Consider the following 22,694-nt stretch of genomic DNA (forward strand, 5'->3'; position numbering starts at 1 on the left):
TATTTAATATGAATAGAAAGCAATATTCCCCTGTTGCAATAACAGGTATGGCATGCAGGTTTCCAGACAATATTAAAATGCCTGAAGAACTTTGGAATTCACTGAATGTCGGACATGATCCGGTTGACACTATTCCGACGGGAAGATGGACATCGCAAGCAGTAAAAAATAATATCGCGACCGATCAGGGGGGATTTATCGATGATATTGAATATTTCGATGCGGGCTTTTTTGATATCTCTCCGAGTGAGGCGCTGGAACTGGATCCACAACAACGTTTATTGTTAGAAGTCAGCCATGAAGCCTTCGAAAATGCCGGTATTCGGGTTAAAGACCTCATGGGCAGTAAAACCGGAGTCTATATCGGAATTTCAGCCTCTGAATATATGGCTGTCGGTAAACAGTTGGGGCACGAAATTGGCCCTTTCTCTGCCTTTGGCAGTGCGATGAGCACCGCCGCAGGTCGAATTTCCTACTGTTTTGGGCTTGAGGGGCCAGCCCTTGCCATTGACTCAGCCTGTGCTTCCTCTCTGGCAGCGGTTCTCCAGGCTGCATCAGCATTAAATAATCACGAGTGTGATTTAGCACTGGCTGGCGGCGTCAGCCTTATTCTGACGCCTGACGGGTATATCAGTTTTTCTGCACTCAATATGATTTCACCATCAGGGAGATGCCGCAGCTTTTCCGCAGATGCTGATGGTTATGTCCCGAGTGAAGGGTGCGGGGCCATCGTATTAAAACGTCTCGATGATGCTGTAAAAGATAATGACCCTATCCTGGCGGTACTGAAGGGCGGGGCGCTTAATAATGGCGGCCGTAGTGAATATTCGCCTGGAGGGGCTCCGCAGGCACAAGTGGATGTTATCCGACAGGCATTGTCAGTCAGCAATCTTAATTACGATGATATTGACTTCCTTGAGACGCACGGCTCCGGCAGCCCGCAAGGCGATATTCAGGAAGGTGCGGTGCTTAATGACGTTTTCAGCCAACGTCACTCTCCGCTATTAATCGGCAGCGTTAAATCTAACCTCGGCAACATGGAAGCCGCAGCGGGGATGGCCAGTATTATTAAAGTCATTCTGTGTATCAGGCATCAACAGCTGGTGCCCAATCTTCATTTCACTACGCCTGCGGACAAGATTGACTGGAATATGACGCCATTACAGGTCGTCAGCGAGGCGCGTGACTGGCCGGTTACCGGGCGTCCTAAAACTGCGGGTATCAGCGGCAGGGGGATCAACGGCACCAATGCACATCTGATTCTGCAAGAGTGGACAGGCAGCAGAGCCCGACCGGCAATCGCGCCTTCTCCCCCTTATCTGGTCACCCTGGCAGCGAAAAGTATCAGCGGATTAGAAAATACGCTTCGATCATTTACGGCAAACCTACCCACGACAGATTCCCCTTTGGCTGCATGGTGTGAGGCAACAAATTTCCAACGTTCTGCTTATCCGGTGCGCTTTGCCAGTCTGGTATCGAATGTCGAACAGTTACACCAGAGTTTCACAAGGCTGAACGATTTGACCCCTGAGGCTCGTCAAAATCACTATCAGACCTCAGATTGTTCACCACAGATCTTTTTTCATTTTAGTTTTCAGCCCACAGCCCCTGTGGCAGAAAGCAAAGCATTATATGACAGCTATTCGGTTTATCGTGACGCTTTTGAATACGTTATCTCCGGCCTGTCTGTAATCAGACATATGACAATCAGTGAGCTGTACAGCGTAGTCAACAATGTAACAACGCCTGAAAACCTGTTCAGTCTGCCAGCGTTTAGTCTTTGCCATCAATTTGCCTTCGCGAGCCTTTTACAGACAAAAGGCTTAGCGCTGAATTATTTAATCGATGAAAAACAACCGTTGTTTAAAAAAGAACTGAGCAATACCGACGACGATATTTTCAGAACGCTGTGTGATGAATTTATTCAGTTACTTTCTTTGTCTGTTAAAAATGGCCCAGCTGAACAGGGGCTGGTCGCTGGTGCTGAAATGAAACTGAAGGCGTCTGACCGTCCGGTGATCGTTTTGTCATCTGAGCTGAATAAAACCTTTGATGTTGATAAGAAATCCCTTTCGCAAATCACCGTTATCGCATTACTGCCATTGCTGAATAATTTAACTGAACTGTGGTCATTACTGTTTATGGCTGGCGTAAATATTGACTGGCAGTTATATCATGGCAATAAGTCTGATACGGTTCTGTTGCCGACCACAGCCTTTGCACGCAGTCACATCTGGTTTGATAAAAGCAAAGCATCAACTGACAGAAAGTCGATTGCTAAAGAAAATCTGTATCCTCTGTGTTATACCGGCGAGCGTCCTGCTGCTGATGAGATGAAGGGTTGGTGTCATGTAACTTTCAGAACACCAAAAGAATTCGACCCTCAGAAAGCGTCACTTTTAACTACAGCACTGACAATTCGTTATCCACAATATCAGTTATCAGATTCTGATAATGCGGTTAATTCATTAAACTGGTGGATGCATTATGATATTGCTGAAGAAAAATTATTGCTGGCTGTCAATCCATTCTTTGGTGATGAAAGTAGCTTAATTACGCTGTTTCAAACCTTTCACGCGCTTTATACCGGCAAATCGTTGCCGAAAACAGATAAGTGGATAGATGTTGATGAAATAACACTCTATCCCCTCCAGCTTACCAGAGAACCTTCATTACGTTCTTCAGATAATCAGGGAGTTGCATCGGTCAGCGTACCCTTGCAGGCTGAATGGATCGCTAAAATCCACAATTTTTGCCAGCAGCAGGGTGTGACAAAAGAAGATTTCTTTTCAGGCTGTTTCATTGCATTTTTAGGCAGAACGCTCGATCAATATGATTTCTCTATTGCGATATCGGCTATTCAGGCGGACATTCCATCATTTGAACCTGGCACCGTTGGAATAAAAAATATTCATATTTCATCCTCGCAGCCATTTATCGATTGGGTCAGGGGAAATATCACGCGTGCTAAAATAATGCCCCTTATGCGAAATAAGACAGCTTTCTTTGGGCCTGATAGCGAGAAATGTTTTCCACAATTTTGCATTCGTACCTCATTCCCGGAATTAAGTCCGGAATTTCCTGTTGTCGGCTATCTGCCTGCTTCTCCCGAACACGATCTGACTTTTGAGCTTATTCTCTCAGAGACAACCCTGTCCTGTCGTCTGCATTATTCCTGTGCCACATTTAACAGGAAAACTATGACTGACTGGAGTGAATGGCTGGCTGCATTAATAACAAATTCTGTTACGGAACCCAATATTCCGGTGCGCAAGTTAGAATTGCTGACCAGCCAGTCCCGTGATTTTATATTGTATAATCTGAATGATACTGCACGCAGCTATCCTCTTAACTGCCCGGTTGATCAGCTTGTTGACTATTCTTCATCGCGTACGGCCATTATATGCCAGGATCGGCAACTTACTTATTATGAACTGGGGCAGGAGGTCAATACGCTTGCTCAGATTCTACTGGAGAATGGTGCCAGACCAGGAAAACCAGTTGGCGTTATGCTGACAAGAAGCAGTTATTTAATCATCTCGCTGCTTGCCGCCATTAAAATCGGTGCGCCTTACGTTCCGTTAGATCCTGCTTATCCTGTGGACAGAGTTGAGTTGATGATTAAAATATCGCAAACAGATATTCTTTTGTCCGACAGACCCCTTGATGAGCACACGGATTACACCGGATTAGTTATCGACCCTGTGGTGGCAATTAAAGCTGCCGCCCGTGGTCCGGTTACAGCTGTTCAGTATGATTTTGCCAGTGATACACTCGCTTATATCATTTTTACCTCAGGCTCAACGGGCCTGCCTAAAGGGGTAATGGTAGAGCAGAAAAATGTTGTTAATTTTATTTTTGCTATGCGCGAGTCGCTCCCTTTGCCAGCCAATCCAACTGTTCTGGGGCTGACCTCTGTCTCCTTTGATATTTTCGTACTCGAACTTTTTCTCACTCTGGCATCAGAAGGGACGTTGGTTCTGGCAGCAGAAGAACAGCAAACCAACCCTTACGAAATTGCGGCGCTCTTGCAGCAATACTCTGTTGAACTGGCGCAGATGACGCCATCACGTCTTCAGCTTCTTGCTGCTTCTGAGCTTAACCTTAACAGCCTGTTCAGTACCTTAAAGCTGTTGCTGGTGGGAGGTGAGGCGTTCCCGCTTTCTTTACTCGAAAATCTGAAAAATATTAAGACATTACGCATATTTAATATGTATGGCCCTACTGAAACCACGGTGTGGTCAGCGGTTAAAGAGATGACTGACGCCACAGCTGTAACACTTGGAAGCCCTGTTGCCAATACCCAATTGTATCTGCTGGATCAACATTTAACGCCGGTGCCTCTCGGAATGTGCGGCGACCTCTATATATCGGGTGAAGGTCTGGCCAGAGGCTACTTTAATGATCAGCAACGCACCCAGCAGGTCTATATTGATAATCCATTTATTGCCGGCAAGAAGATGTATCGCAGCGGTGATCTCGCTGCCTGGAATGACCGTTATGAACTGGAGTATTTTGGAAGAAGTGATAATCAGATTAAGCTTCGGGGTTACCGCATTGAATTACAGGAAATTGAAAACACACTTCAGGATTACCCCGCATTAACCGGTGTCGCGGTGATTCTGAGAACCTCCGGTGATGGCAGCCCAATCATTGCGGCCTTTTACACGGCGCAGGAAAAACTGTGTGCTGAGCAACTACATAGCTGGCTGGGTAAGAAATTGCCCGCCCCGATGTTGCCTGGCGTCTGGATTCAGTTAGATAAATTTCCATTAACGCCAAACAGTAAAATCGATCGTAAGCAATTGCCAGAAAACATTCAGCCCTGGCTTGCCGTGCCACCTGGTGACGCGTTGGTTACACCTGCGGAAAATGAACCTGCTCTTATGCAGGCGCTCAGATCTGTCTGGCAAAGTGTACTGGGTGACATTCCACTGACTGAGGAAAGTAACTTCTTTAACGTGGGTGGAACCTCGATAAGCATGGTTTTGCTGCACAGCAGAGTTCAGAAGCGTTTGAATATGGTTATCGATATCAACGACTTTTTCACCCAACCGACTCTGGCCGGGAACTATCATTGCATTCTAAAGCAGGGTGATGAGCTGCTGTTATAGCAGCCGGCTGTATTCCGCCATATCAACTCAGAACCATTGATATAGCTGCCAGCAACGGCAGGCGGCTGGGACGGCCTGACAGTATGATGAATGAGCTACTCGTCAGGCTTAAAGCTATTCTGAGCTGATGCTTTTTATCTGACCTGAATGTGGGCGCTGTCAGACAGCGCTCTCATGTTGTATATCGACGCAAGCTGAGATTCTTTGTGGTTGAAGCGATAGTTGAGGTAGCAGAGGCGTAATCACCCGGACAGGCAGGCAGATACAAAGCATGGGAAGTGGTCAGTTTAGGGGGGGATCACCAGGCTGGCTGCTGCGGATTTCTGCGTTGGAAAGGGGAGAGGGTCACTCCATTATCAAACAGAAATAACCGCAAATCAGAGCAACTCTTTCGACGGATGTGCGGGTGCAGCCATGACATGGAAGCTGCGCCGCATTTTGTTTATCTGATCCGTCATAATCCTTTGAACTGAAAAAACAGTTTTCTATTATCGGGCTTCTTAATTACGCACCGGGCGCCCGCCTGTCCGAAATGCTTCATGAATTGAAACAAGCGTCTGCTGTATCAGGATGGTCGCCTTTGAAAATTGCCGGAACTGTACTTCGACAGACTAAGGCTCTGTTCACGCTTTATTGCACTGGGGAAATCACAATGGATCTGATGAATAATTGCGCATCGCCTGCCGGAAATGTTATATTAAAATATAATATCTGGAGGTGCTCTATGTATACTACTCGCCTGAAAAAGGTTGGCGGATCCATTATGTTGGCGGTTCCTCCCGCCGTGTTGAAAACGCTGGAGCTGTCGACGGACAGCGAAGTGGGTATGACCATTGATAATGGCTGCCTGATTATCGAACCTCAGAAACGGCCCCGTTATTCACTTGAGGAGCTGCTGGCACAGTGTGATCCGCACGCCGAAGTGGGCGAAGTGGATCGGGAATGGATTGATGCGCCTGCGGTGGGCAAGGAGATCCTGTAAATGGACAGAGGTGAAATCTGGCTTGTTTCACTGGACCCGATTGCTGGTCACGAGCAAAGCGGAAAACGTCCGGTGCTTATCGTATCGAAGGCATCGTTTAATAAGCTGACCAGGCTACCCGTTGTTGTTCCCGTCACCAGCGGCGGAAACTTCGCACGCGCAGCCGGTTTTACCGTCTCACTGGACGGCGCGGGAACAAAGACGGCAGGAGTTATTCGCTGCGACCAGCCCAGAACCATTGATATGGGAGCCCGTAGCGGTAAGCGGCTGGAACGTATACCCGACGCTGTTGTGAATGAAGTACTGGCCCGGCTGGAAGCTATTCTGAGCTGATGCTTTTTATCTGACCTGAATGTGGGCGCTGTCACACAGCGCTTTCATGTTATATCGACGCAAGCTGAGCTTCTTTTCGGTTGAAGCGATAGTTGAGGTAGCAGAGGCGTAATCACCCGTACAGGCAGGCAGATACAAAGCATGGGAAGTGGTTAGTTTAGGGGTATCACAAGGCTGGCTGCTGCGGATTTCTGCGTTGTAAAGGGGTGGGGTGGTCACTCTGTTATCGAACAGAAATGATTGTAAATCAGACCACCCATGATGCGCAGGGAAAACCAGATACGCCTCGGGAAAGATTTCCACGCTAACTTATTGAAACCTAATTGAATAGGGACTTATAAGCACGCCTGAAAACAGGGATTTGGCTCCTCTGACTGGACTCGAACCAGTGACATACGGATTAACAGTCCGCCGTTCTACCGACTGAACTACAGAGGAATTGTTTCAACGGGGCGCATAGTAACGGCGGCATGACGGGCTGTCAACATTAAAAAAAAGCCTTCACTTTCAGTTGGCTGTGTTTAAATCAATCCGGTCGGATAGTAAACAAATGGTGGCGTCAGCTCAGCTATCGGATTGCTTTTTTAGCAATACATACTGAACACCCTGTGCCGGGCTGCGGCAAAATCTTAATAAAACGGTCTTACTGAAAATGACAGCTTCTGGCGTTGTGTGTAACAGAGAGCCAGATATAAGGGAACAGGTTGGTTTCATCCTTTGCTGCCACAGCAACAAAGGATAAAGTGGCCATCCGCAGGAATGCCACGGTCGGCAACGCGTTTTCTCAAGCCTGAACGATGTTAGCGGCAGTGGATTCCGGGTTCTGCAATTACACGCGAATAAATTCTATTACCCACACCCAGGGGTTCACTTCCCAACTGGTGCCGCCATATTGCTCTGCCCAGTGCCTACGATAAGCATCTCTGGAGGAGAGAACTTCATTGTGAATGGTGAAAAAATTATTCAGGAAGTGCGAGTCAGCCTGAATACCTTCCGCCATAACATCTTCACTGCTGATGTCCTGAATTTTCTCCACGCGAACATGGCTGATTTGCAGATTAATGCGGCTCGCCCAGCGAGGCATATGAATACCTGCCTGCCAGCCAACGTGTTCATTTTCATCCTCGTAAGATGAAAACTGGCTGGTGTCTGCACGATACTGACAATAGCTGGAGGATTTGAAGCGGGACGGCGTACGCTCATAGTCATGCATATGATGCTGACTGATTACCGGGCCGCGCCAGGTTTCCCGCACCCATAACCGATCGCCCGGCTGGCCGTAAGGGCAGTGATAACTGATGTTATCCATGCCCATCACGCGCTTACCCTGTAACTGATTGTTCAGCACGTCAATACCATAGCACCCTTCGTGATTATCCTGCCCTGGACCGAATAGCTGTGACTTCATGATGCGCCGGGTTTGGCTCTGTTGTCCTGAGAGCAGCGCTTGCACCCGTTGACTGTTAAATAAAATCGGGCGTTCTTTCATGTTCAGACCTCTGTTACTTACTGATAGAAATGCTGATTACAGCCTCGCCAAAAAACAATATAAGTGACCAGAGAGATCGCACCTGTAAAGAGCTTCAAAAAATTTGATAAAAATTAATCATATTTATGTATGTTTTTACACTCTTCGCCCGGCACGCGGCTACGCAACGTCAGGGACTAAGCCAGCCTGATTATTACTTATAAAACTGGTAATACCCAACAGAAACGCGAAGCATCAGATTTGATTTATGTTGCATTTACAATACATTGCATTAATTTCAAACAACTTTTCTGTACTGATATATCGATAAGTAACGTCATGATGACGTCTGAGCCATCGTTAATTCTATCTTATGGTGTAACAAAATGCCGACAACTTGTTGTGATAGGTTGTTTATTACTTTTTAAGGATTATCGGGCGGTTTAATCAAAAAATTTTTTGATAGTAAAATGCTGAAAGAACGAAATATGTTGTGAATTCGTTAAAATTAACGCTATAAGTTTGATGTGGATCTCGTTTTGACCAGTTGGTCAATCTTTTCCCGCATGGTGGATAGGTCTGTTACCCACTGACATCTCTGGCCGTTCTGATAATAAGGAGAAGTCTATGACACTCATTCACTGGCAAACCCGTTTTGAAAACTGGCTACACGAGACCTGGCCTCAGGATGATAAAGCCCATGATGTGGCACATCTGCGGCGTGTCTGGCAGACCGCCCGGAACATCCTGCAAACCACCCCGGCAGATGAGCTGGTGGTGCTGACGGGCTGTTATTTCCATGACATTGTCAATCTGCCAAAAAACCATCCTGAGCGGCATCTGGCTTCGGCCAAAGCGGCAGTAGAAACGCGCCGCATTCTGTCAGAGGTTTTCCCTGATTTCCCAAAGCAAAAGATTGAGGCAGTGGCCCATGCCGTTCATGCACACAGTTTCAGTGCGGGACTTCCCGCTGAAACGACGGAGGCCAGAATTGTCCAGGATGCTGACAGACTTGAGTCGCTGGGGGCTATTGGTCTGGCACGGGTGTTTTATGTTTCGGGTGCGCTTGGGCGTTCACTGTTTGACACCAACGATCCTCTGGGCAAGCAGCGTACGCTGAATGATGCAGAGTGGGCGTTGGACCATTTCCAGAAAAAATTGCTGAAATTGCCTAAAACCATGCAGACCGCAGAGGGGCGCAGGCTGGCGGAATATAATGCCCACTTTCTGGTGACCTATATGGCCAAGCTGTGCGCCGAGTTAAAGGGCGATCACTGTGCGCTGGATGAGGGTGTATTAACGGAGTTCGCCTCTGCTACGGGGAAATATTAAATTTTTGTGAACATATAGTTAAGCAAGGGCGTTTGGGCTACGGTGTTGGCAATAACACTCAGGAGAACGTGGTATGACCGACACCGTCAGCTTAACAATAAAAATCGATCCCGCCTTGAAAGAAACACTGAAGACATTTGCTCTTGAAAATCAGATATCACTCAGCCAGGAAGTGACTCAACGTTTACAGGCCAGCCTCGATCAGGATTCGGCACAGCCCGTGGATAATCTTAACCTTACTGAAGAAGCGGCCGCTGACCAGCTTACCGCCAGCGAACTGAAACAGATCCGCGTATTACTGAAAAAGTCTAAAAAGAAAAAATAGTCCTGCGAGACCGTCCCCCTTTTGCCCGGCGCAGGGGGACGGTCTGTCACAGGACGAACTGACTGACGCTGTGTGACAGACGTTGCGCATGTTCCACCAGTGTGGCTGAGGCCCGGGCATTTTCACCGGTCAGCGCCTCACTGAATTTTACCTGTTGATTAAGATCGTCAATTTCCGTTGCAATCGTATTAACCCGCCGACTTTGTGCGTCGGCATTTTGCAGCAACTCCTGCAATAATGTGACCACGCTGGTGACGGCTAAGGTAATGTCACCGTACAGGCTTTCCAGCGCCACAACGCTACTGAAACCCTTGTCAATGTGCTGGTGTGTACGGCTAATCAGTCGATCGATATTGCGGGTGGAAGTTCCGCTCTGCTCCGCCAGCATGCCAATCTCCTTCGCCACAATTGAGAAGCTACGGCCATAGATCCCGGCATGGGCAGATTCGACAGACGCGTTCAGCGACAGGAGCCGCGTCTGAAGTGACATTCCATCAAGCAGAGAAACGATGCCGGAAATTTCGCTGGCGGCATCCACGATCTGCCGCATCCGCGCGTCCACTTCCGCGACCACATCGCCACATTGCCGGGTCAGCGTATCGGCTTCCTGTACCTGTTGGTTAGCATGGCTGGCGAATCCAACACTGTTTTCCACTTCTTCGGCCACGCGGTTCAGCCGTCCACTGAGATGCTCAAAAACGCTGCTCTGCTGCTGATTATGGTGGCTGAACTCACTGTTTTGCTGTGCTATCTGTCTGGCGCTGTCCATGACCGCCTGCGACACCGCGTTAATCTCCCTGACGATGTGCTGCAATCCCTGTCGCATTTCTTCAGTTGCCTGAATCAGCTGGCGAATTTCACGTGCCTGCGGGCCAGACGTCAGCACCGGCTGTGAAAGTTCACCTACAGCGTATCGGCTCAGTTGCCGGGAGAGTCTGTCCAGTGGCAGGATCACGCCGCGTAGCAGCAGCATCCCGCTGGTCAGTAACAGCAGTAACAGCAGAGCGAAGATCGCCAGCGAGAGATTACGATTATCGGTCAGCGCACTGAGGCTGGACTGGTTGAGCTGCGCGGCGCGGGCGTTGGCGCTGTTAATTGACTGGTAATAAGCATCATTAAACTGCTGCTGGTAAGCCTGCATCGGCACCATAAAAACAGCATCGATATCCCTGGCGTTTAGCCCTTTTAACTGTTCATCAAGTCCATCGGCCAGCAAATCGAAATTCTGTTTGAGCGGGCTGCCACTGTCCGCCTGCCAGGCGGTAAACAGGGTTCGCGCTTTATCCAGCGAGGCCCGGGCTGTTTCTGCCAGGCTTTTCCAGCTGTCCACTGAGCCGGTCTGATTGTCCTGCATCAACCAGATGACGGCACGATTGCTGTTGTCGCTGGCCGTCAGCAGCTCCATCCTGGCTTCATCCAGCAGAGCCTGCCGCTGGTTCAACTGGTGTGACAGCTGCACATTATGTTGCGTACTGCCCACCAGGCGGGTGAGCAGCAGAGCGCTGCTACACTGCAACAGGCAGAACAACACCAGCAACAGCACGAAAGCCCCACGCAGGCTTTGCAGCCAGGCGGGACAGTGCAGAGCAAAACGGCGTGGGCGAAACCGCCAACGCAGGGGCAGGATGGTGAGCAATGACATGGCAAACTCCGGAAAAATAAAATGGAGTATTCATGGCATTGATGTCAGTTATTTTACAGGCGGCAGGCAGCTGCCATAAACAGGGGGCAATCTGTTAATAAGCCAAATTACCTGTGGAAATTCTGCCGGTTATGGCTGCTCATCCCCATAATAAAGCTTACCCAGCTTGATTAACGGACGGCCCTGACTTTTACGATGCAGGTTGGTATCTCGCAGGGAATAGACGCAACCACAATACTCCTGCTGATAGAACCGTTCGCGTTTGCTGATCTCCACCATGCGTGCCGATCCGCCACCTTTACGCCAGTTATAATCCCAGTAGGTCAGTTGCGGATAGGGGGCGGTAGCGCGCATACCACAGTCATTAATCTGCTGCATGTTTTTCCAGCGAGAGATGCCAAGGCAGCTGGTCATTACCGGAAAACCATGTTCATGAGCATAAAGTGCAGTGCGCTCAAAGCGCATGTCGAAACACATGGTGCAACGCACGCCGCGTTCTGGCTCCCACTCCATGCCTTTGGCGCGTTCAAACCAGTTATCGGTATCGTAATCCGCATCAACAAAAGGCACCCCGTGCTTCTCAGCAAAGCGGATGTTTTCTTCTTTACGCAGCAGATACTCTTTCTGCGGATGAATATTCGGATTGTAGAAAAAGATGGTGTAGTCGATACCGGCAGCCTGAATAGCTTCCATCACTTCGCCGGAACAGGGCGCACAGCAGGAGTGCAGCAGTAATTTATCCGCGCCGCCGGGCAGGGTCAGCTGGGGACGTGAGATCTCGCTCATGGCGTCAGACTCCATTAATCAGTAAAAAACTGCGACAGTTTAGGGGGGCGGCGGGCAGATGTCACGGCAAGCCTTAGCGGAACCTTGTAGTTGTCCGATAGCCAAGCCTGCTGGCGGGCAGGCGTTCGGCCCCGTATAGCGGAACGCCTGGCACAGCGAGGATGACATGGTAGACTGTGCGCTCTGTTACTTTTAACCGGATGAATATGAGCGAGTTTAACCGTCCTGACGCGCCGTCTGCGGGACAGACAGATCAACAGCAGTCATGCCCTGACTCTCAGCGAAAGTTGATGGCTCAGGTTCTGGATATCTATGATGCTAAAACGGTTATCGCCAGTCTGGATGCAGTCAGCCCGAAAAGATGGACGCGTGACACGCTGAAGTGCTGGCTTAAGGATCACCCGACGGCGAGACGCCTGAATGAGGACGAGGTTGGCGTACTGGCGGGTTTGCTTCCTTCTCCCCCGGCACATCATCCCCACTATGGCTTTCGTTTTATCGACCTGTTTGCCGGAATTGGCGGTATTCGCAGCGGCTTTGAGGCAATCGGCGGGCAGTGCGTGTTTACCAGCGAATGGAATAAATATTCAGTCAAAACCTACCGGGCTAACTGGTATTGCTGTCCGCAGTCGCACACCTTTAATCAGGATATCCGTGACGTGACGCTCAGTGGCGATCCCGCAGCGACAGAGCAGCAGGCCTGCCAGCATATTGCGCAGTCGGTGCCCGATCATGACGTACTGTTGGCTGGTTTTCCCTGCCAGCCATTTTCCCTTGCGGGGGTCTCGAAGAAGAATGCCCTTGGCCGCGCCCACGGTTTCGCATGTGAAGCGCAGGGAACGCTGTTTTTCGACGTGGCACGGATTATTGCAGCTAAAAAGCCGGCCATTTTTGTGCTGGAAAATGTCAAGAATCTCAAGAGCCACGATAAAGGCAAAACGTTCCGCATCATTATGGATACGCTCGATGAACTGGGGTATGACGTGGCGGATGCTGATGTGACCGGCACGCCCGATCCCAAAATCGTTGATGGTAAACATTTTCTGCCCCAGCACCGGGAGCGTATTGTGCTGGTAGGCTTTCGTCGTGACCTGCGGCTGCCGACCTTCAGCCTGCGTGCGCTGTCCACGCTCTATCCACCGCAACGCACGCCACTGAGGGCGCTACTTGAGCAGAATGTGGCGGAGAAATATATCCTCACGCCAACGCTGTGGAAGTATCTCTATCACTATGCAAAGAAGCATCAGGCCAAAGGCAACGGCTTTGGTTACGGTCTGGTAGATCCGCAGAAGGAAAATGGTGTGGTGCGCACCCTGTCGGCGCGTTACTACAAAGACGGTTCCGAAATCCTGATTGATCGGGGGTGGGATCATGCACAGGGTGAGCGCGACTTTGATAACGCGCAGAACCAACAGCGACGTCCCCGGCGGCTGACGCCCGGTGAATGCGCAAGGTTGATGGGGTTCGAGACACCGGATGGCGAACGCTTTCGCATCCCGGTTTCTGATACTCAGGCGTACCGGCAGTTTGGTAATTCGGTGGTGGTTCCTGCCTTTGCGGCGGTGGCAAAACTGCTGCTACCCTGGATTAGAATGGCGGTGCAGGCGCGCGCAGCGGGCAGTACTTCCGGGTGATGGCGGGGTAATCAGAAAAAGGATAACGCGATGGCTGACGTTCACTCTTCTGCAATCCGTAGTAAAAATATGCGGGCGATCCGTACCCGTGATACGGCCATTGAAAATCGCCTGGCGGAACTGTTAGCAGAGCTGGGCTTCAGCTACAGCGTACAGGAGAAATCGTTGCCAGGACGGCCAGATTTTGTGCTGACGCAGCACCAGGCCATCATCTTTGTTCACGGTTGCTTCTGGCATCATCATCACTGTCACCTGTTCAAAGTGCCTGCTACCCGTACCGCTTTCTGGATGGGGAAAATTGACAGTAATGTGCTGCGCGACCAGCGTGACATCGCCGCATTGTCCGCCGCTGGCTGGAGGGTGCTGGTGGTATGGGAATGTGCCCTGCGCGGAAAAATGCGTCTGGAGCCGTCGGCAGTCGCTGCCAGGCTGGAAGAGTGGCTATGTGCCGGTCAGGGAAATGCCGAAATTGACTTTGCGGGCATTCGCCAGCGAACGGTGTAACTGAAATCCCCTCGCATTCTTATTCCCATCCGCTCTGTTGCCTTCCGCCAGCGCCCCCCCTCTGTCAGCAATATATCTGGCGCTGTTTTTCACATAATTTGCATATTCAGTACATAATTGCTTAGATCACTTTTTCTTGCATCTCTCCCCCGGTGAACGATGGCCAGTATCAAACTGACGGTAAAGCGACTGTACAAAATCAGCGGAGAACGCATGGTGAGCACTGACGCCACCGCGCGGATTTATGTTGGCGATAAGCTGGTGGCAACCGAGGAGATTTCGGGCATGACCGAAAGCCCGGTCAGTAAGTATCTGCATCATCATGAAGCCGAAGGACAGCCGGTAAGGGTGGAGTGGCAGTGCGAAGGCATTGCCGATATGGCGGTGACAGAAATGCAGATTTGTCCCTGCTGTCAGCACGACTAATTAAAAGGAAGACGATTTTGGCAGGAAGTAGTTTACTGACGTTACTGGATGATATTGCCACGCTACTGGATGATATTTCAGTGATGGGAAAAGTGGCCGCGAAGAAAACCGCCGGTGTACTGGGCGATGATCTTTCACTGAATGCGCAGCAGGTTAGTGGCGTAAAAGCCAACCGCGAACTGCCCGTTGTCTGGGCGGTGGCGAAAGGATCTTTTATTAACAAGCTGATTCTGGTGCCGCTGGCGCTGGTGATCAGCGCGTTTGCTGACTGGGCCATCACGCCACTGCTGATGATTGGTGGCGCTTATCTCTGCTATGAAGGCGTGGAAAAAGTGGCTGAGAGCCTGCATAAAGATAAGAGCGAAAAAAGCGATAGGGCCCGAGAGCAGCGTCTGCGCAATCTCGGCAGTGAGCAGGCGGCGGAGTATGAAAAGAAGAAAGTGAAGGGCGCGGTACGCACCGATTTTATTCTTTCGGCGGAAATCGTTGCGATAACCCTTGGCATTGTTTCTGAAGCTCCGTTGCTTAATCAGGTGCTGATCCTTTCCGGTATTGCCATTCTGGTGACGGCGGGCGTTTACGGCATTGTTGCCTGCATCGTGAAAATTGACGATCTTGGCCTGTGGTTGCAGCAGAAATCGTCCGCTATGGCTCAATCAGTCGGGGGGTTTTTGCTGGCTGCGGCACCGGTGCTGATGAAAATTTTATCGGTAGTCGGCACGCTGGCGATGTTTCTGGTGGGTGGGGGGATTATCGTTCACGGTATTGCCCCGCTGCATCATGCTGTCACTCATTTCACCGCTGATTACAACGGACTGCTGGCCTCACTGCTGAGTAATCTGGCCAGCCTGGTACTTGGTCTGATTGTGGGGTCGATTGTGCTGTTGCTGGTAAATGTGATTGCCAGGGCACGCGGAAAATCAGTATAAAGGCGGCTCAAGCCAGCTATGGAGCAATTAATGAAAGACGATATTTTTGAATTCGACATCGATGCCGAACTGGAACAGGCTGAAGCTAACGCAGAGAAAAAAGCCAGCGAAGTGCCGGATGATTTGGGCGATGAAGCCGACTGCGAAGGCTGTAAAATCTGACCTGGCTGGTTTCAGCTGAACGACGAAACACTTGCTTCTGAGCCTGAGCGTCGTGAGGGAACATCCGTACCGTTATTACCCTCTCAGCTGTAAACCTGTTCATTTAAAAGCCGCTGCCCGATGCTGAATGGGCAGCGGCTTTTAATTTTCTTAATTTTGCGAATGGAGTCGGCTGACTAAAAGCTTACCCAGTGCCATCGCAGAGGCAGGATTCTGTCCGGTAATCAGTTCACGATCGGTTATTACATGGCTCTGCCATTTTTCATCTGCTGCACTGAATTCAGCACCGGCCGCCGTCAGCGCGGTTTGCGGTGTGAATTTCATTTTGCCGCCATTAAAAATACCCCCACTGGCAACTTCTTCCGGGTTAGTGAATGAGGTCATTTTATAACCTGCATAAATCCAGTTATGCGCAGTCGTTTGCGGATTTTTCTCAAGTTGATGGATAAACGTTGCCGCGTCCGGCAACGCGGAAATTAAGGCAATCGGGCCGTGGCAGACCAGCGCGGTGGTTTTACCTGCCTGATGAAATGCCCTCAGCAGACCGCCCATTTGCGGGCTGACCACCAAATCCTGCATCGGGGCGTGGCCGCCAGGCACAAAGACGGCATCGAAATGGTCATAGCCAATTTGTTCAACTCTGGAGAGGCTGATGACCGGGGAGTGTTGTTTATCAGTGATTTTCAACTTATTAAGCAGCTCAAGATTCGTATCCAGCGCGTGCTGATCGCCGCCAAAATCTTTCTTATTCACCGAAGCCTGATCCAGCGTGGGGACTTTACCCAGCGGCGTGGCAAATGTCACCGTGTCGCCGTTATCGATCAGCAGTTTGACGGGCTGCATTAATTCATTGAGATAAAAACCCGTAGGATGATTTTTGCCATCCTGAAGGGTCAGCTGGTTGCTGTCTGACAGCACCACCAGAACGTTGGCAGCGTACGATAGCTGGCTGGTGGCAATTAATGCCACGGCGAACATAGTCTTTTTCATTAATTACTTCTCCCTCTTCAGATAATGATTTTTAAATGGTACTTCCGCTGTTTATTCAGCGGGTTGTGATCTGTTGCGCAGCGATTAATTTACCGCAGGCGACTGCGTTGAGATATTTTCATTACTGATGAGAGTTATAAATAATTTCAATAACATAAGCTGAATGGATATTTGAAATTAAGTGACAGAAAGACAGCGCTTTTCTTATATTCAACCCGTTGAACAAAACCCGGTTAATGCTGAATGGCGAGAAATGCTCAGTGCTATTTTCCTGATGCGTCGACTATCACGGACTGAAATCAGCTTTCAATTAACGTTTTTTTATTAGCAATTGCTTATTACGCAATAACAAATATTTTACTTATTGTTAAAGGAATAATTCGACAACGGCTGCTATACCTAAAATTCACCGATTTAATTGTCTGGTCAATCCATAACGGGAGAGAAGGTATGATTGTGGTCAGTGAAGAAGTACAGCTCAGAGAGGGCGGTCCGGCAATGATTGTTACCGGAACCGCCAGTGGTATGGTCGAATGCCGTTGGTATGATGGTTACAGTGTCAGACGGGAAGCTTTCAGAGAAGATGAGCTCTACCCGTTAAACAGCCCGGCGGAGCGGGTTAGTCGGTCTGCCTGAAAGGCGCTCGGCTTCAGTCCATTCATGCTGATAATTGCCGGATAAGCGTTAAATCTTACCGGCATTATCTTCTTCCACCGCCTGATAAATACGTTGCAGAATATCCGGAAATGCTGACTGCACCCGGCTCCAGCTGGGAATAAACGGTTTATCATTGGGTCGCTCGGTAAACGCCTGACCTGCTTCCAGAATGGATTGCGTGAACATTTCTACCGCCGCTTCTTCCGCATGTTGGTCAAATTTAAGACCATTCATGGTGGCTTCATGATTGTAAATTTCCATCATATCTAATGCATTGCGATAGTAAGTCGCCTTCAGTACCCGAAAGGAATCGCTGGTGATATTCACCCCCATGGTGGCCATCTTACGCAACAGCGACTGCACAATATCATTACTCATCCGACGCAGGCCGCCAGTGCCGTCTTCTTCAGACAGCGGTTGGTGTTTATGGTCGTAATTGTCAGCGATTTCCACCTGGCAACTCTGACGGGTGGTGTAGTTGCGATAAATTTCTGAAAGTACGCCAATTTCCAGCCCCCAGTCACCGGGAATTTTGATTCCGTTCAGCACATGGGTGCGCATGGCAAATTCACCTGACAACGGATAGCGAAAGCTACTGAGATAATCAAGGTACTCCGAATGGCCATAAACCTTCTGCAATGAACGCAACAGCGGGCCAACCAGTAGACGCCCGACACGGCCGTTAAGTTTATTGTCGGCTACCCTGGCATAAAATCCTTTACAGAACTCATACTGAAACGCGGGGTTGGCAAGTGGATAGAGCAGACGGGCCAGCATGCCACGTTCATAGGTCACAATGTCGCAGTCATGAAGCGCCACGCAGGCTGAGCGGTCCGACGCCAGGGTATAACCGGTACAAAACCAGACGTTGCGGCCTTTACCCGGTTGAGAAGGAGAGAGTCCCTCTTTATCCAGCTCTGCATCAATGCTTTTCAGCCTTGGGCCATCGTTCCATAAAATGCGGTGGCGCTGCGGCAGTCGTGAAAAAAACTCCCGCGCGTAGAGAAACTGATCGCGGTCGGCACGATCCAGTCCGATGACAATCTCCTCAAGGTAAGGAACCTTTGCCAGTTCATCGACAATATGACTGAGTGCCGGACCTTCCAGCTCGGAAAAAAGTGACGGCAGGATCAGCCCCATTTTGCGTTTGTCAGAAAACTGCACCAGATCCTTTTCCAGGTTTTCAACGCTGCGATCGGTCAGATTATGAAAATTAGTGATCACGCCATTTTGAAAAAAATCACTCATCGCTTTTCCCTCAAAAATTGCACCCTCAGGGCAGATTCAGTTAACCACTGATAAAATGTGTCAGGCCTTCACTCCAGCCCTCCGGGCCATAACTGCTGCTGTAATAAATGTTATCCCGATCCTCGCGCGTCAGCTCCACGCGGTTCTTACTGTAACCTTTAATCACCACGGCGTAATCGACCCCATCAAGCATCGGAGCATCGTTTGGGCCATCGCCCAGGCCAATTGTCTGGCGGGCCAGCCCCTGCGGGTGTGGAAAATGGCGCAGTAATGCACTCAGCGCGGTGCCTTTACCCCGTCCCTGTTCCATGACATGCCAGAAACGTCCACCCTGAACCAGCGTCAGCTCTGCCGCACTGAGTAACTGCTGAAAAGTAGTAAAATTTTCGCTGCTGTCGCGCCAGATAATGCTTTCTGAACCTTCGCGCATCCGGGCCAGGGTGGCATCGGCGGGGGTAAGACCGGTCCATTCCGCCACTTCGTGTGCGGTGACATCGGCAAATCCGGTAAATTTAAACCCATGCTGCTGACGCAATTTGTGCAACGCCTGGCAAAGCTGTGCATAGCTCCGATTTGCTTCTGGCGTCCGATCGGCGCAGGGGAATTTCACGACAGCGCCGTTTTCAGCGATAAAAGGCGCGTCTTCGATACCCAGTGATTGTTGTAGTGGCAGGATCTCTGCTGACGTTTTACTTGAGCAGATAACAATTGGAATATTTGCGGCAGTAAGTCGTTCGATCCAGGGTCTGGCGGCTTCCCAGCTGTAGGTGTGATGATCCAGAAGTGAGCCATCAAGGTCAGTGACAATCATTAACGGGTCTGCAAGCGTCGGCATCCTCGTTCTCCTGTTTATGGGGCAAAAAAGTCTGGATAGTCTTCAGTATAGCGCTGCTGACAGGATCTGGATGATTGCTGAAAGGCGCGCCAGTGGTAGAAAATGCGGCTTCGGTTCCCAGGAATAGTCTTAAAGTTTCAGTGCCTGCAAATAAAGAATAACGGGTGATAAAAGACGCATTGCGCGGCGTAAAAGGCTTCGGGACCCATCAGGCTGTAAAAAAACGCATTTTTGTGTAAATCCGCACAATTTCTCAAATTTGCCTCTGGCGGAAAACAGAGTACTCTCATCTGGCAAGCGAATTTCCTGTGTAACGAATTTTTTGAACGTTTTCAACCCGGCCAGAGGTCGGGTTTTTTTATTGCTGTTTGAGAGGGCTTTCTGGCTCTGTCGCAATCTTTCCATTTAATCCGGGCGCCTGGCTCACTGCGGTTTTTTAGCTCTGCTAATCCACTTAACTCCTTCTGTAATAAATGCTGAATTCCGACCTGTCCGCTGAGCCGCCGGTTTCTTTCTGGGGCAGTTATGGCAAAAGAGCCAGGTGAGTTTGACAGACTTTCAGCGATTGCTGTGGGGCAGATAAATATGTATGGACCAGGTTGTCAGGGGAAAAGGGCAGGTGATGCGGCAGAAAACCGATGGCAAAAAAAAGCCCGCGCTGCGCGGGCAAAAATCCTTGTTACTTTTTAGGTTGACTGCGCCTTTGGGGTTGGTGCAGTGGAGACAGTGTATGTTGCAACCCTGTCAGAAGTCTTTCCGGGAAGTGTTAAAAAATTTAAAAGAATGTAGTGCGGAACCTCTTACGCATTTTTACACGCCAGCAGAAGCGACTTTTTTGGGTTACAGCTATACTAATCAATCGATTACAAATCGGTTTTGCAACCATATCCTGGAGGAAACATGGATTTTATTCGCATCATTATTGCGATTATATTGCCACCACTTGGCGTTTTTATGCAGGTGGGTTTTGGCGGAGCTTTCTGGCTTAATATCTTATTAACCCTTTGTGGTTATATTCCGGGTATTGTGCATGCGGTATGGGTGATTGCGAGACGCTGATCCTGACAAAAAACTTACCGTAAATACGCAGAGGAGCTGAGAGGATGCAAGTGAACGACAGGGTCACAGTCAAAACTGACGGTGGCCCCCGCAGACAGGGAACGGTGCTGGCGGCAGAAGATTTCAGTGAGGGCACCATGTTTCTGGTGTCGCTGGATGATTATCCGTCAGGGATCTGGTTCTTTAATGAGACGGGCAATGAAGATGGCCTGTTCGTCGAGCCACTTTCAGAAGCCTGATTGCTGTTGTGATTAGCGGTCAGCAGTACATATACAACTGCTGACCGCCACCCCTCGCCAGCCTTAGCCGGTGACTTATTATCCCAGGGGTATATCCAGAGGCCCACCCCTGACACCGTTTCAGGACGCCATTGTCCCTGTTGAGGCCAACGCGATCCTAAAACGTTTCCCAGTTATCACTGTTGGCCAGAGCGGGCCGTGGCGGCGCAGCCAGTACCGCGACTTTTGGCGGAGCAGTCTCCTGGCGGGCCAGAGGGCGCGACACGCTGTCGCTCAGGTGGAAGGCGGCTACCGCCTGAGTCAGTCGCGAAGCCTGCTCTTCCAGGGATGCCGCAGCGGCGGTCGCCTGCTCTACCAGCGCGGCATTCTGCTGAGTCACGTTATCCATTTCAGTGACGGCAAGGCTGACCTGCGAAATTCCCCGGCTCTGCTCGTCTGAGGCAGCGGCGATTTCAGCCATGATATCGGTTACCCGACGCACCGCCTCAACAATATCGGTCATGGTTTCACCTGCATGGCCCACTTCCGATGAGCCCTGGCCAATCAGGCTCACCGACTCAGCAATCAGTGCTTCAATCTCTTTTGCCGCTCCGGCGCTGCGCTGCGCAAGATTACGTACCTCGCTGGCGACAACGGCGAAGCCACGGCCCTGTTCTCCGGCGCGGGCGGCTTCAACCGCGGCATTTAACGCGAGAATATTGGTCTGAAAAGCAATGCTGTTGATCACCGTCGTTATCTCAGCAATTTTCTTCGAACTACCGGAAATATTATTCATGGTGTTAATCACCCCGTTGACAATATCTCCACCTTCGCGTGCTTTACCGGATGCATCCGCAGCCAGCTGGCTGGCGTGATGGGCATTTTCGGCGTTCTGTTTTACCGTAGCGGTCAGCTGTTCCATGCTGGCTGCGGTCTGTTCCAGCGCCGAAGCCTGCTGCTCTGTACGGGAAGAGAGATCGGTATTACCGGCGGAAATTTCACCGGATCCCTGATAAATTGCGACGGCCCCTTCACGTACCGCACTGACGGTGTTTATCAGTGACTGTTGCATCGTCTGTAGGTTACTGCTGAGTGTGCCGATTTCACCTCGTCCCCAGGGCTGTTCCGCAGCGGTCAGATCGCCACGTGCAATATGCCCGATACGGTCCACGGCCCGGTGCAGCGGGGCAATCACCACCCGGCGGAGAAAAATGAAGGTTGCTCCGGTCAGTAACAGCGCGGCGGCAAAGGCACTGGCCATCATGATAAAACTGTGGCGGTTCTGCTGCCGGGCGGCGTCGTTAATGGCATCTGCCCGCTGTACGCGGATAGCAATGGCTTTCAGCAGGATATCGTTGTAGGCATCATCCAGTTTTCGCGTAACGTCAGTTTCCTGAGAAATCACCCCTTCAAAGCTGCCGTCTTTGGCGCTTTTCACCATCGGCAACAAACCCTGCGTGATACAGGCCTCAAAGCGGGTTTTCAGTTCACCATCCAGTGCTTCATCGTCCGCAGTTTTAACCCGTCGATTCAGGTAAGCATTAAAGTTGTCTCTGGCTGACTGAATACGTTTCCCGGTCTGCTTCAGATTGTCATCAAAGGTGACCATCTCACCGATGCGCGCCGCAGCGGCGGCATGAATGATGTTAAGGCGGGCGGTGCGCAGATGGTTAGAACTGTTTGAGATAGCCATGCGAACCTGAATTTCTTCAGTAACATCTTTCAGGGACTGGTTACTCTGGATAAGAAAATAGCTGGCGAGGGCAATACTCAGGGCAAACAGCAATAAAATCGTCCCCAGGATCGTACCTAACAGAGGTACCAGCCGCAGGTTTTGCCAGAAACTTATCCGGGATGAACCGGCATTAGGTTGTGATGGTTTCATGTCCTTTTGCTCTCAGTCAGGGTAAATGATGCGAAGTCAGGTCTGATAAGAGAGCATCGGCACAGCACAAGAAAGAATTAACATAAAATTGCAATCTGGTTAACAAAACCAGTAAAGAAAAACGCAGACTGAAAGGGCAGATCGGGGGCAACAAATAAGAGCCGG

The 22,694-nt window shown here is 50.1% G+C and carries 20 protein-coding genes and 1 tRNA gene; 13 read left to right on the forward strand and 8 right to left on the reverse strand.

Features of this window, described 5'->3' with window-relative positions:
* The first annotated feature begins 8 nt into the window (after positions 1-8).
* The 3 genes from AC3RPL_RS07100 (at position 9) to AC3RPL_RS07110 (ending at position 6,429) form a co-directional block, all read left to right on the forward strand.
* Positions 9-5,114, forward strand: coding sequence for a hybrid non-ribosomal peptide synthetase/type I polyketide synthase (locus AC3RPL_RS07100; protein WP_490739458.1), 5,106 nt, complete (start codon positions 9-11; stop codon positions 5,112-5,114).
* A 724-nt stretch (positions 5,115-5,838) separates the two neighbouring features.
* Positions 5,839-6,096 carry an AbrB/MazE/SpoVT family DNA-binding domain-containing protein gene (locus AC3RPL_RS07105; RefSeq protein WP_490739459.1) on the forward strand — a complete coding sequence of 86 codons (258 nt, stop codon included), beginning with the start codon at positions 5,839-5,841 and terminating at the stop codon, positions 6,094-6,096.
* Positions 6,097-6,429 (forward strand): type II toxin-antitoxin system PemK/MazF family toxin, encoded by a 333-nt coding sequence (locus AC3RPL_RS07110; protein WP_490739460.1) that lies wholly within the window; start codon positions 6,097-6,099, stop codon positions 6,427-6,429.
* A gap of 362 nt (positions 6,430-6,791) precedes the next feature.
* On the opposite strand, the gene AC3RPL_RS07115 is transcribed toward AC3RPL_RS07110, so the two are convergent.
* Together AC3RPL_RS07115 and AC3RPL_RS07120 are read right to left on the reverse strand one after the other, a co-directional pair.
* Positions 6,792-6,867, reverse strand: a tRNA-Asn gene (locus tag AC3RPL_RS07115).
* A 391-nt stretch (positions 6,868-7,258) separates the two neighbouring features.
* On the reverse strand, positions 7,259-7,918 hold the full coding sequence (locus AC3RPL_RS07120; RefSeq protein WP_490739461.1) for a hypothetical protein: 660 nt from the start codon (positions 7,916-7,918) through the stop codon (positions 7,259-7,261).
* Positions 7,919-8,524: 606 nt separating this feature from the next.
* Here AC3RPL_RS07120 and AC3RPL_RS07125 point away from each other — a divergent pair.
* Together AC3RPL_RS07125 and AC3RPL_RS07130 are read left to right on the forward strand one after the other, a co-directional pair.
* On the forward strand, positions 8,525-9,229 hold the full coding sequence (locus tag AC3RPL_RS07125) for a phosphohydrolase (protein WP_490739462.1): 705 nt from the start codon (positions 8,525-8,527) through the stop codon (positions 9,227-9,229).
* Between the two features lie 73 nt (positions 9,230-9,302).
* Complete coding sequence (locus tag AC3RPL_RS07130; protein WP_367167642.1) at positions 9,303-9,554, forward strand: hypothetical protein; 252 nt, start codon at positions 9,303-9,305, stop codon at positions 9,552-9,554.
* Between the two features lie 46 nt (positions 9,555-9,600).
* Here the strand turns inward: AC3RPL_RS07130 and AC3RPL_RS07135 are convergent, their stop codons facing one another.
* Both AC3RPL_RS07135 and AC3RPL_RS07140 read right to left on the reverse strand, forming a co-directional pair.
* Positions 9,601-11,196: a methyl-accepting chemotaxis protein gene (locus AC3RPL_RS07135; RefSeq protein WP_490739463.1), complete on the reverse strand. Its 1,596-nt coding sequence runs from the start codon at positions 11,194-11,196 to the stop codon at positions 9,601-9,603.
* 129 nt (positions 11,197-11,325) lie between these two features.
* Entirely contained in the window at positions 11,326-11,982 is a 657-nt protein-coding gene (locus tag AC3RPL_RS07140) for an epoxyqueuosine reductase QueH (protein WP_034935535.1), read from the reverse strand.
* Positions 11,983-12,188: 206 nt separating this feature from the next.
* On the opposite strand from AC3RPL_RS07140, the gene AC3RPL_RS07145 reads away from it, so the two are divergent.
* The 5 genes from AC3RPL_RS07145 to AC3RPL_RS07165 all read left to right on the forward strand — a co-directional run bounded on the left by AC3RPL_RS07145 (position 12,189) and on the right by AC3RPL_RS07165 (position 15,637).
* The gene (locus tag AC3RPL_RS07145; RefSeq protein ID WP_490739464.1) at positions 12,189-13,616 is read left to right on the forward strand and encodes a DNA cytosine methyltransferase; all 1,428 of its coding nucleotides are present in this window, start codon (positions 12,189-12,191) and stop codon (positions 13,614-13,616) included.
* A 30-nt stretch (positions 13,617-13,646) separates the two neighbouring features.
* Positions 13,647-14,120 carry a very short patch repair endonuclease gene (locus tag AC3RPL_RS07150; RefSeq protein WP_490739465.1) on the forward strand — a complete coding sequence of 158 codons (474 nt, stop codon included), beginning with the start codon at positions 13,647-13,649 and terminating at the stop codon, positions 14,118-14,120.
* A 159-nt stretch (positions 14,121-14,279) separates the two neighbouring features.
* On the forward strand, positions 14,280-14,546 hold the full coding sequence (locus tag AC3RPL_RS07155; protein WP_034935541.1) for a hypothetical protein: 267 nt from the start codon (positions 14,280-14,282) through the stop codon (positions 14,544-14,546).
* A 17-nt stretch (positions 14,547-14,563) separates the two neighbouring features.
* Complete coding sequence (locus AC3RPL_RS07160; RefSeq protein ID WP_490739466.1) at positions 14,564-15,475, forward strand: DUF808 family protein; 912 nt, start codon at positions 14,564-14,566, stop codon at positions 15,473-15,475.
* A 30-nt stretch (positions 15,476-15,505) separates the two neighbouring features.
* On the forward strand, positions 15,506-15,637 hold the full coding sequence (locus AC3RPL_RS07165) for a hypothetical protein (RefSeq protein ID WP_261640351.1): 132 nt from the start codon (positions 15,506-15,508) through the stop codon (positions 15,635-15,637).
* Positions 15,638-15,787: 150 nt separating this feature from the next.
* Here the strand turns inward: AC3RPL_RS07165 and AC3RPL_RS07170 are convergent, their stop codons facing one another.
* Positions 15,788-16,627, reverse strand: a complete 840-nt coding sequence (locus AC3RPL_RS07170; RefSeq protein WP_490739467.1) for a type 1 glutamine amidotransferase domain-containing protein — start codon at positions 16,625-16,627, stop codon at positions 15,788-15,790.
* A 450-nt stretch (positions 16,628-17,077) separates the two neighbouring features.
* On the opposite strand from AC3RPL_RS07170, the gene AC3RPL_RS07175 reads away from it, so the two are divergent.
* Positions 17,078-17,263 carry a YodC family protein gene (locus AC3RPL_RS07175; RefSeq protein WP_034935547.1) on the forward strand — a complete coding sequence of 62 codons (186 nt, stop codon included), beginning with the start codon at positions 17,078-17,080 and terminating at the stop codon, positions 17,261-17,263.
* A 48-nt stretch (positions 17,264-17,311) separates the two neighbouring features.
* On the opposite strand, the gene AC3RPL_RS07180 is transcribed toward AC3RPL_RS07175, so the two are convergent.
* Both AC3RPL_RS07180 and AC3RPL_RS07185 read right to left on the reverse strand, forming a co-directional pair.
* The gene (locus AC3RPL_RS07180; RefSeq protein ID WP_034935549.1) at positions 17,312-18,532 is read right to left on the reverse strand and encodes a glycosyltransferase family protein; all 1,221 of its coding nucleotides are present in this window, start codon (positions 18,530-18,532) and stop codon (positions 17,312-17,314) included.
* Between the two features lie 40 nt (positions 18,533-18,572).
* The gene (locus AC3RPL_RS07185) at positions 18,573-19,367 is read right to left on the reverse strand and encodes a mannosyl-3-phosphoglycerate phosphatase-related protein (RefSeq protein WP_490739468.1); all 795 of its coding nucleotides are present in this window, start codon (positions 19,365-19,367) and stop codon (positions 18,573-18,575) included.
* 900 nt (positions 19,368-20,267) lie between these two features.
* Here AC3RPL_RS07185 and AC3RPL_RS07190 point away from each other — a divergent pair.
* On the forward strand, positions 20,268-20,426 hold the full coding sequence (locus tag AC3RPL_RS07190; protein ID WP_034935554.1) for a YqaE/Pmp3 family membrane protein: 159 nt from the start codon (positions 20,268-20,270) through the stop codon (positions 20,424-20,426).
* 44 nt (positions 20,427-20,470) lie between these two features.
* Positions 20,471-20,665, forward strand: coding sequence for a protein DsrB (gene dsrB, locus AC3RPL_RS07195; protein ID WP_034935556.1), 195 nt, complete (start codon positions 20,471-20,473; stop codon positions 20,663-20,665).
* 157 nt (positions 20,666-20,822) lie between these two features.
* On the opposite strand, the gene AC3RPL_RS07200 is transcribed toward dsrB, so the two are convergent.
* On the reverse strand, positions 20,823-22,529 hold the full coding sequence (locus AC3RPL_RS07200; protein ID WP_490739469.1) for a methyl-accepting chemotaxis protein: 1,707 nt from the start codon (positions 22,527-22,529) through the stop codon (positions 20,823-20,825).
* Positions 22,530-22,694 lie beyond the last annotated feature (165 nt).

The organism is Erwinia papayae, from assembly GCF_058241465.1.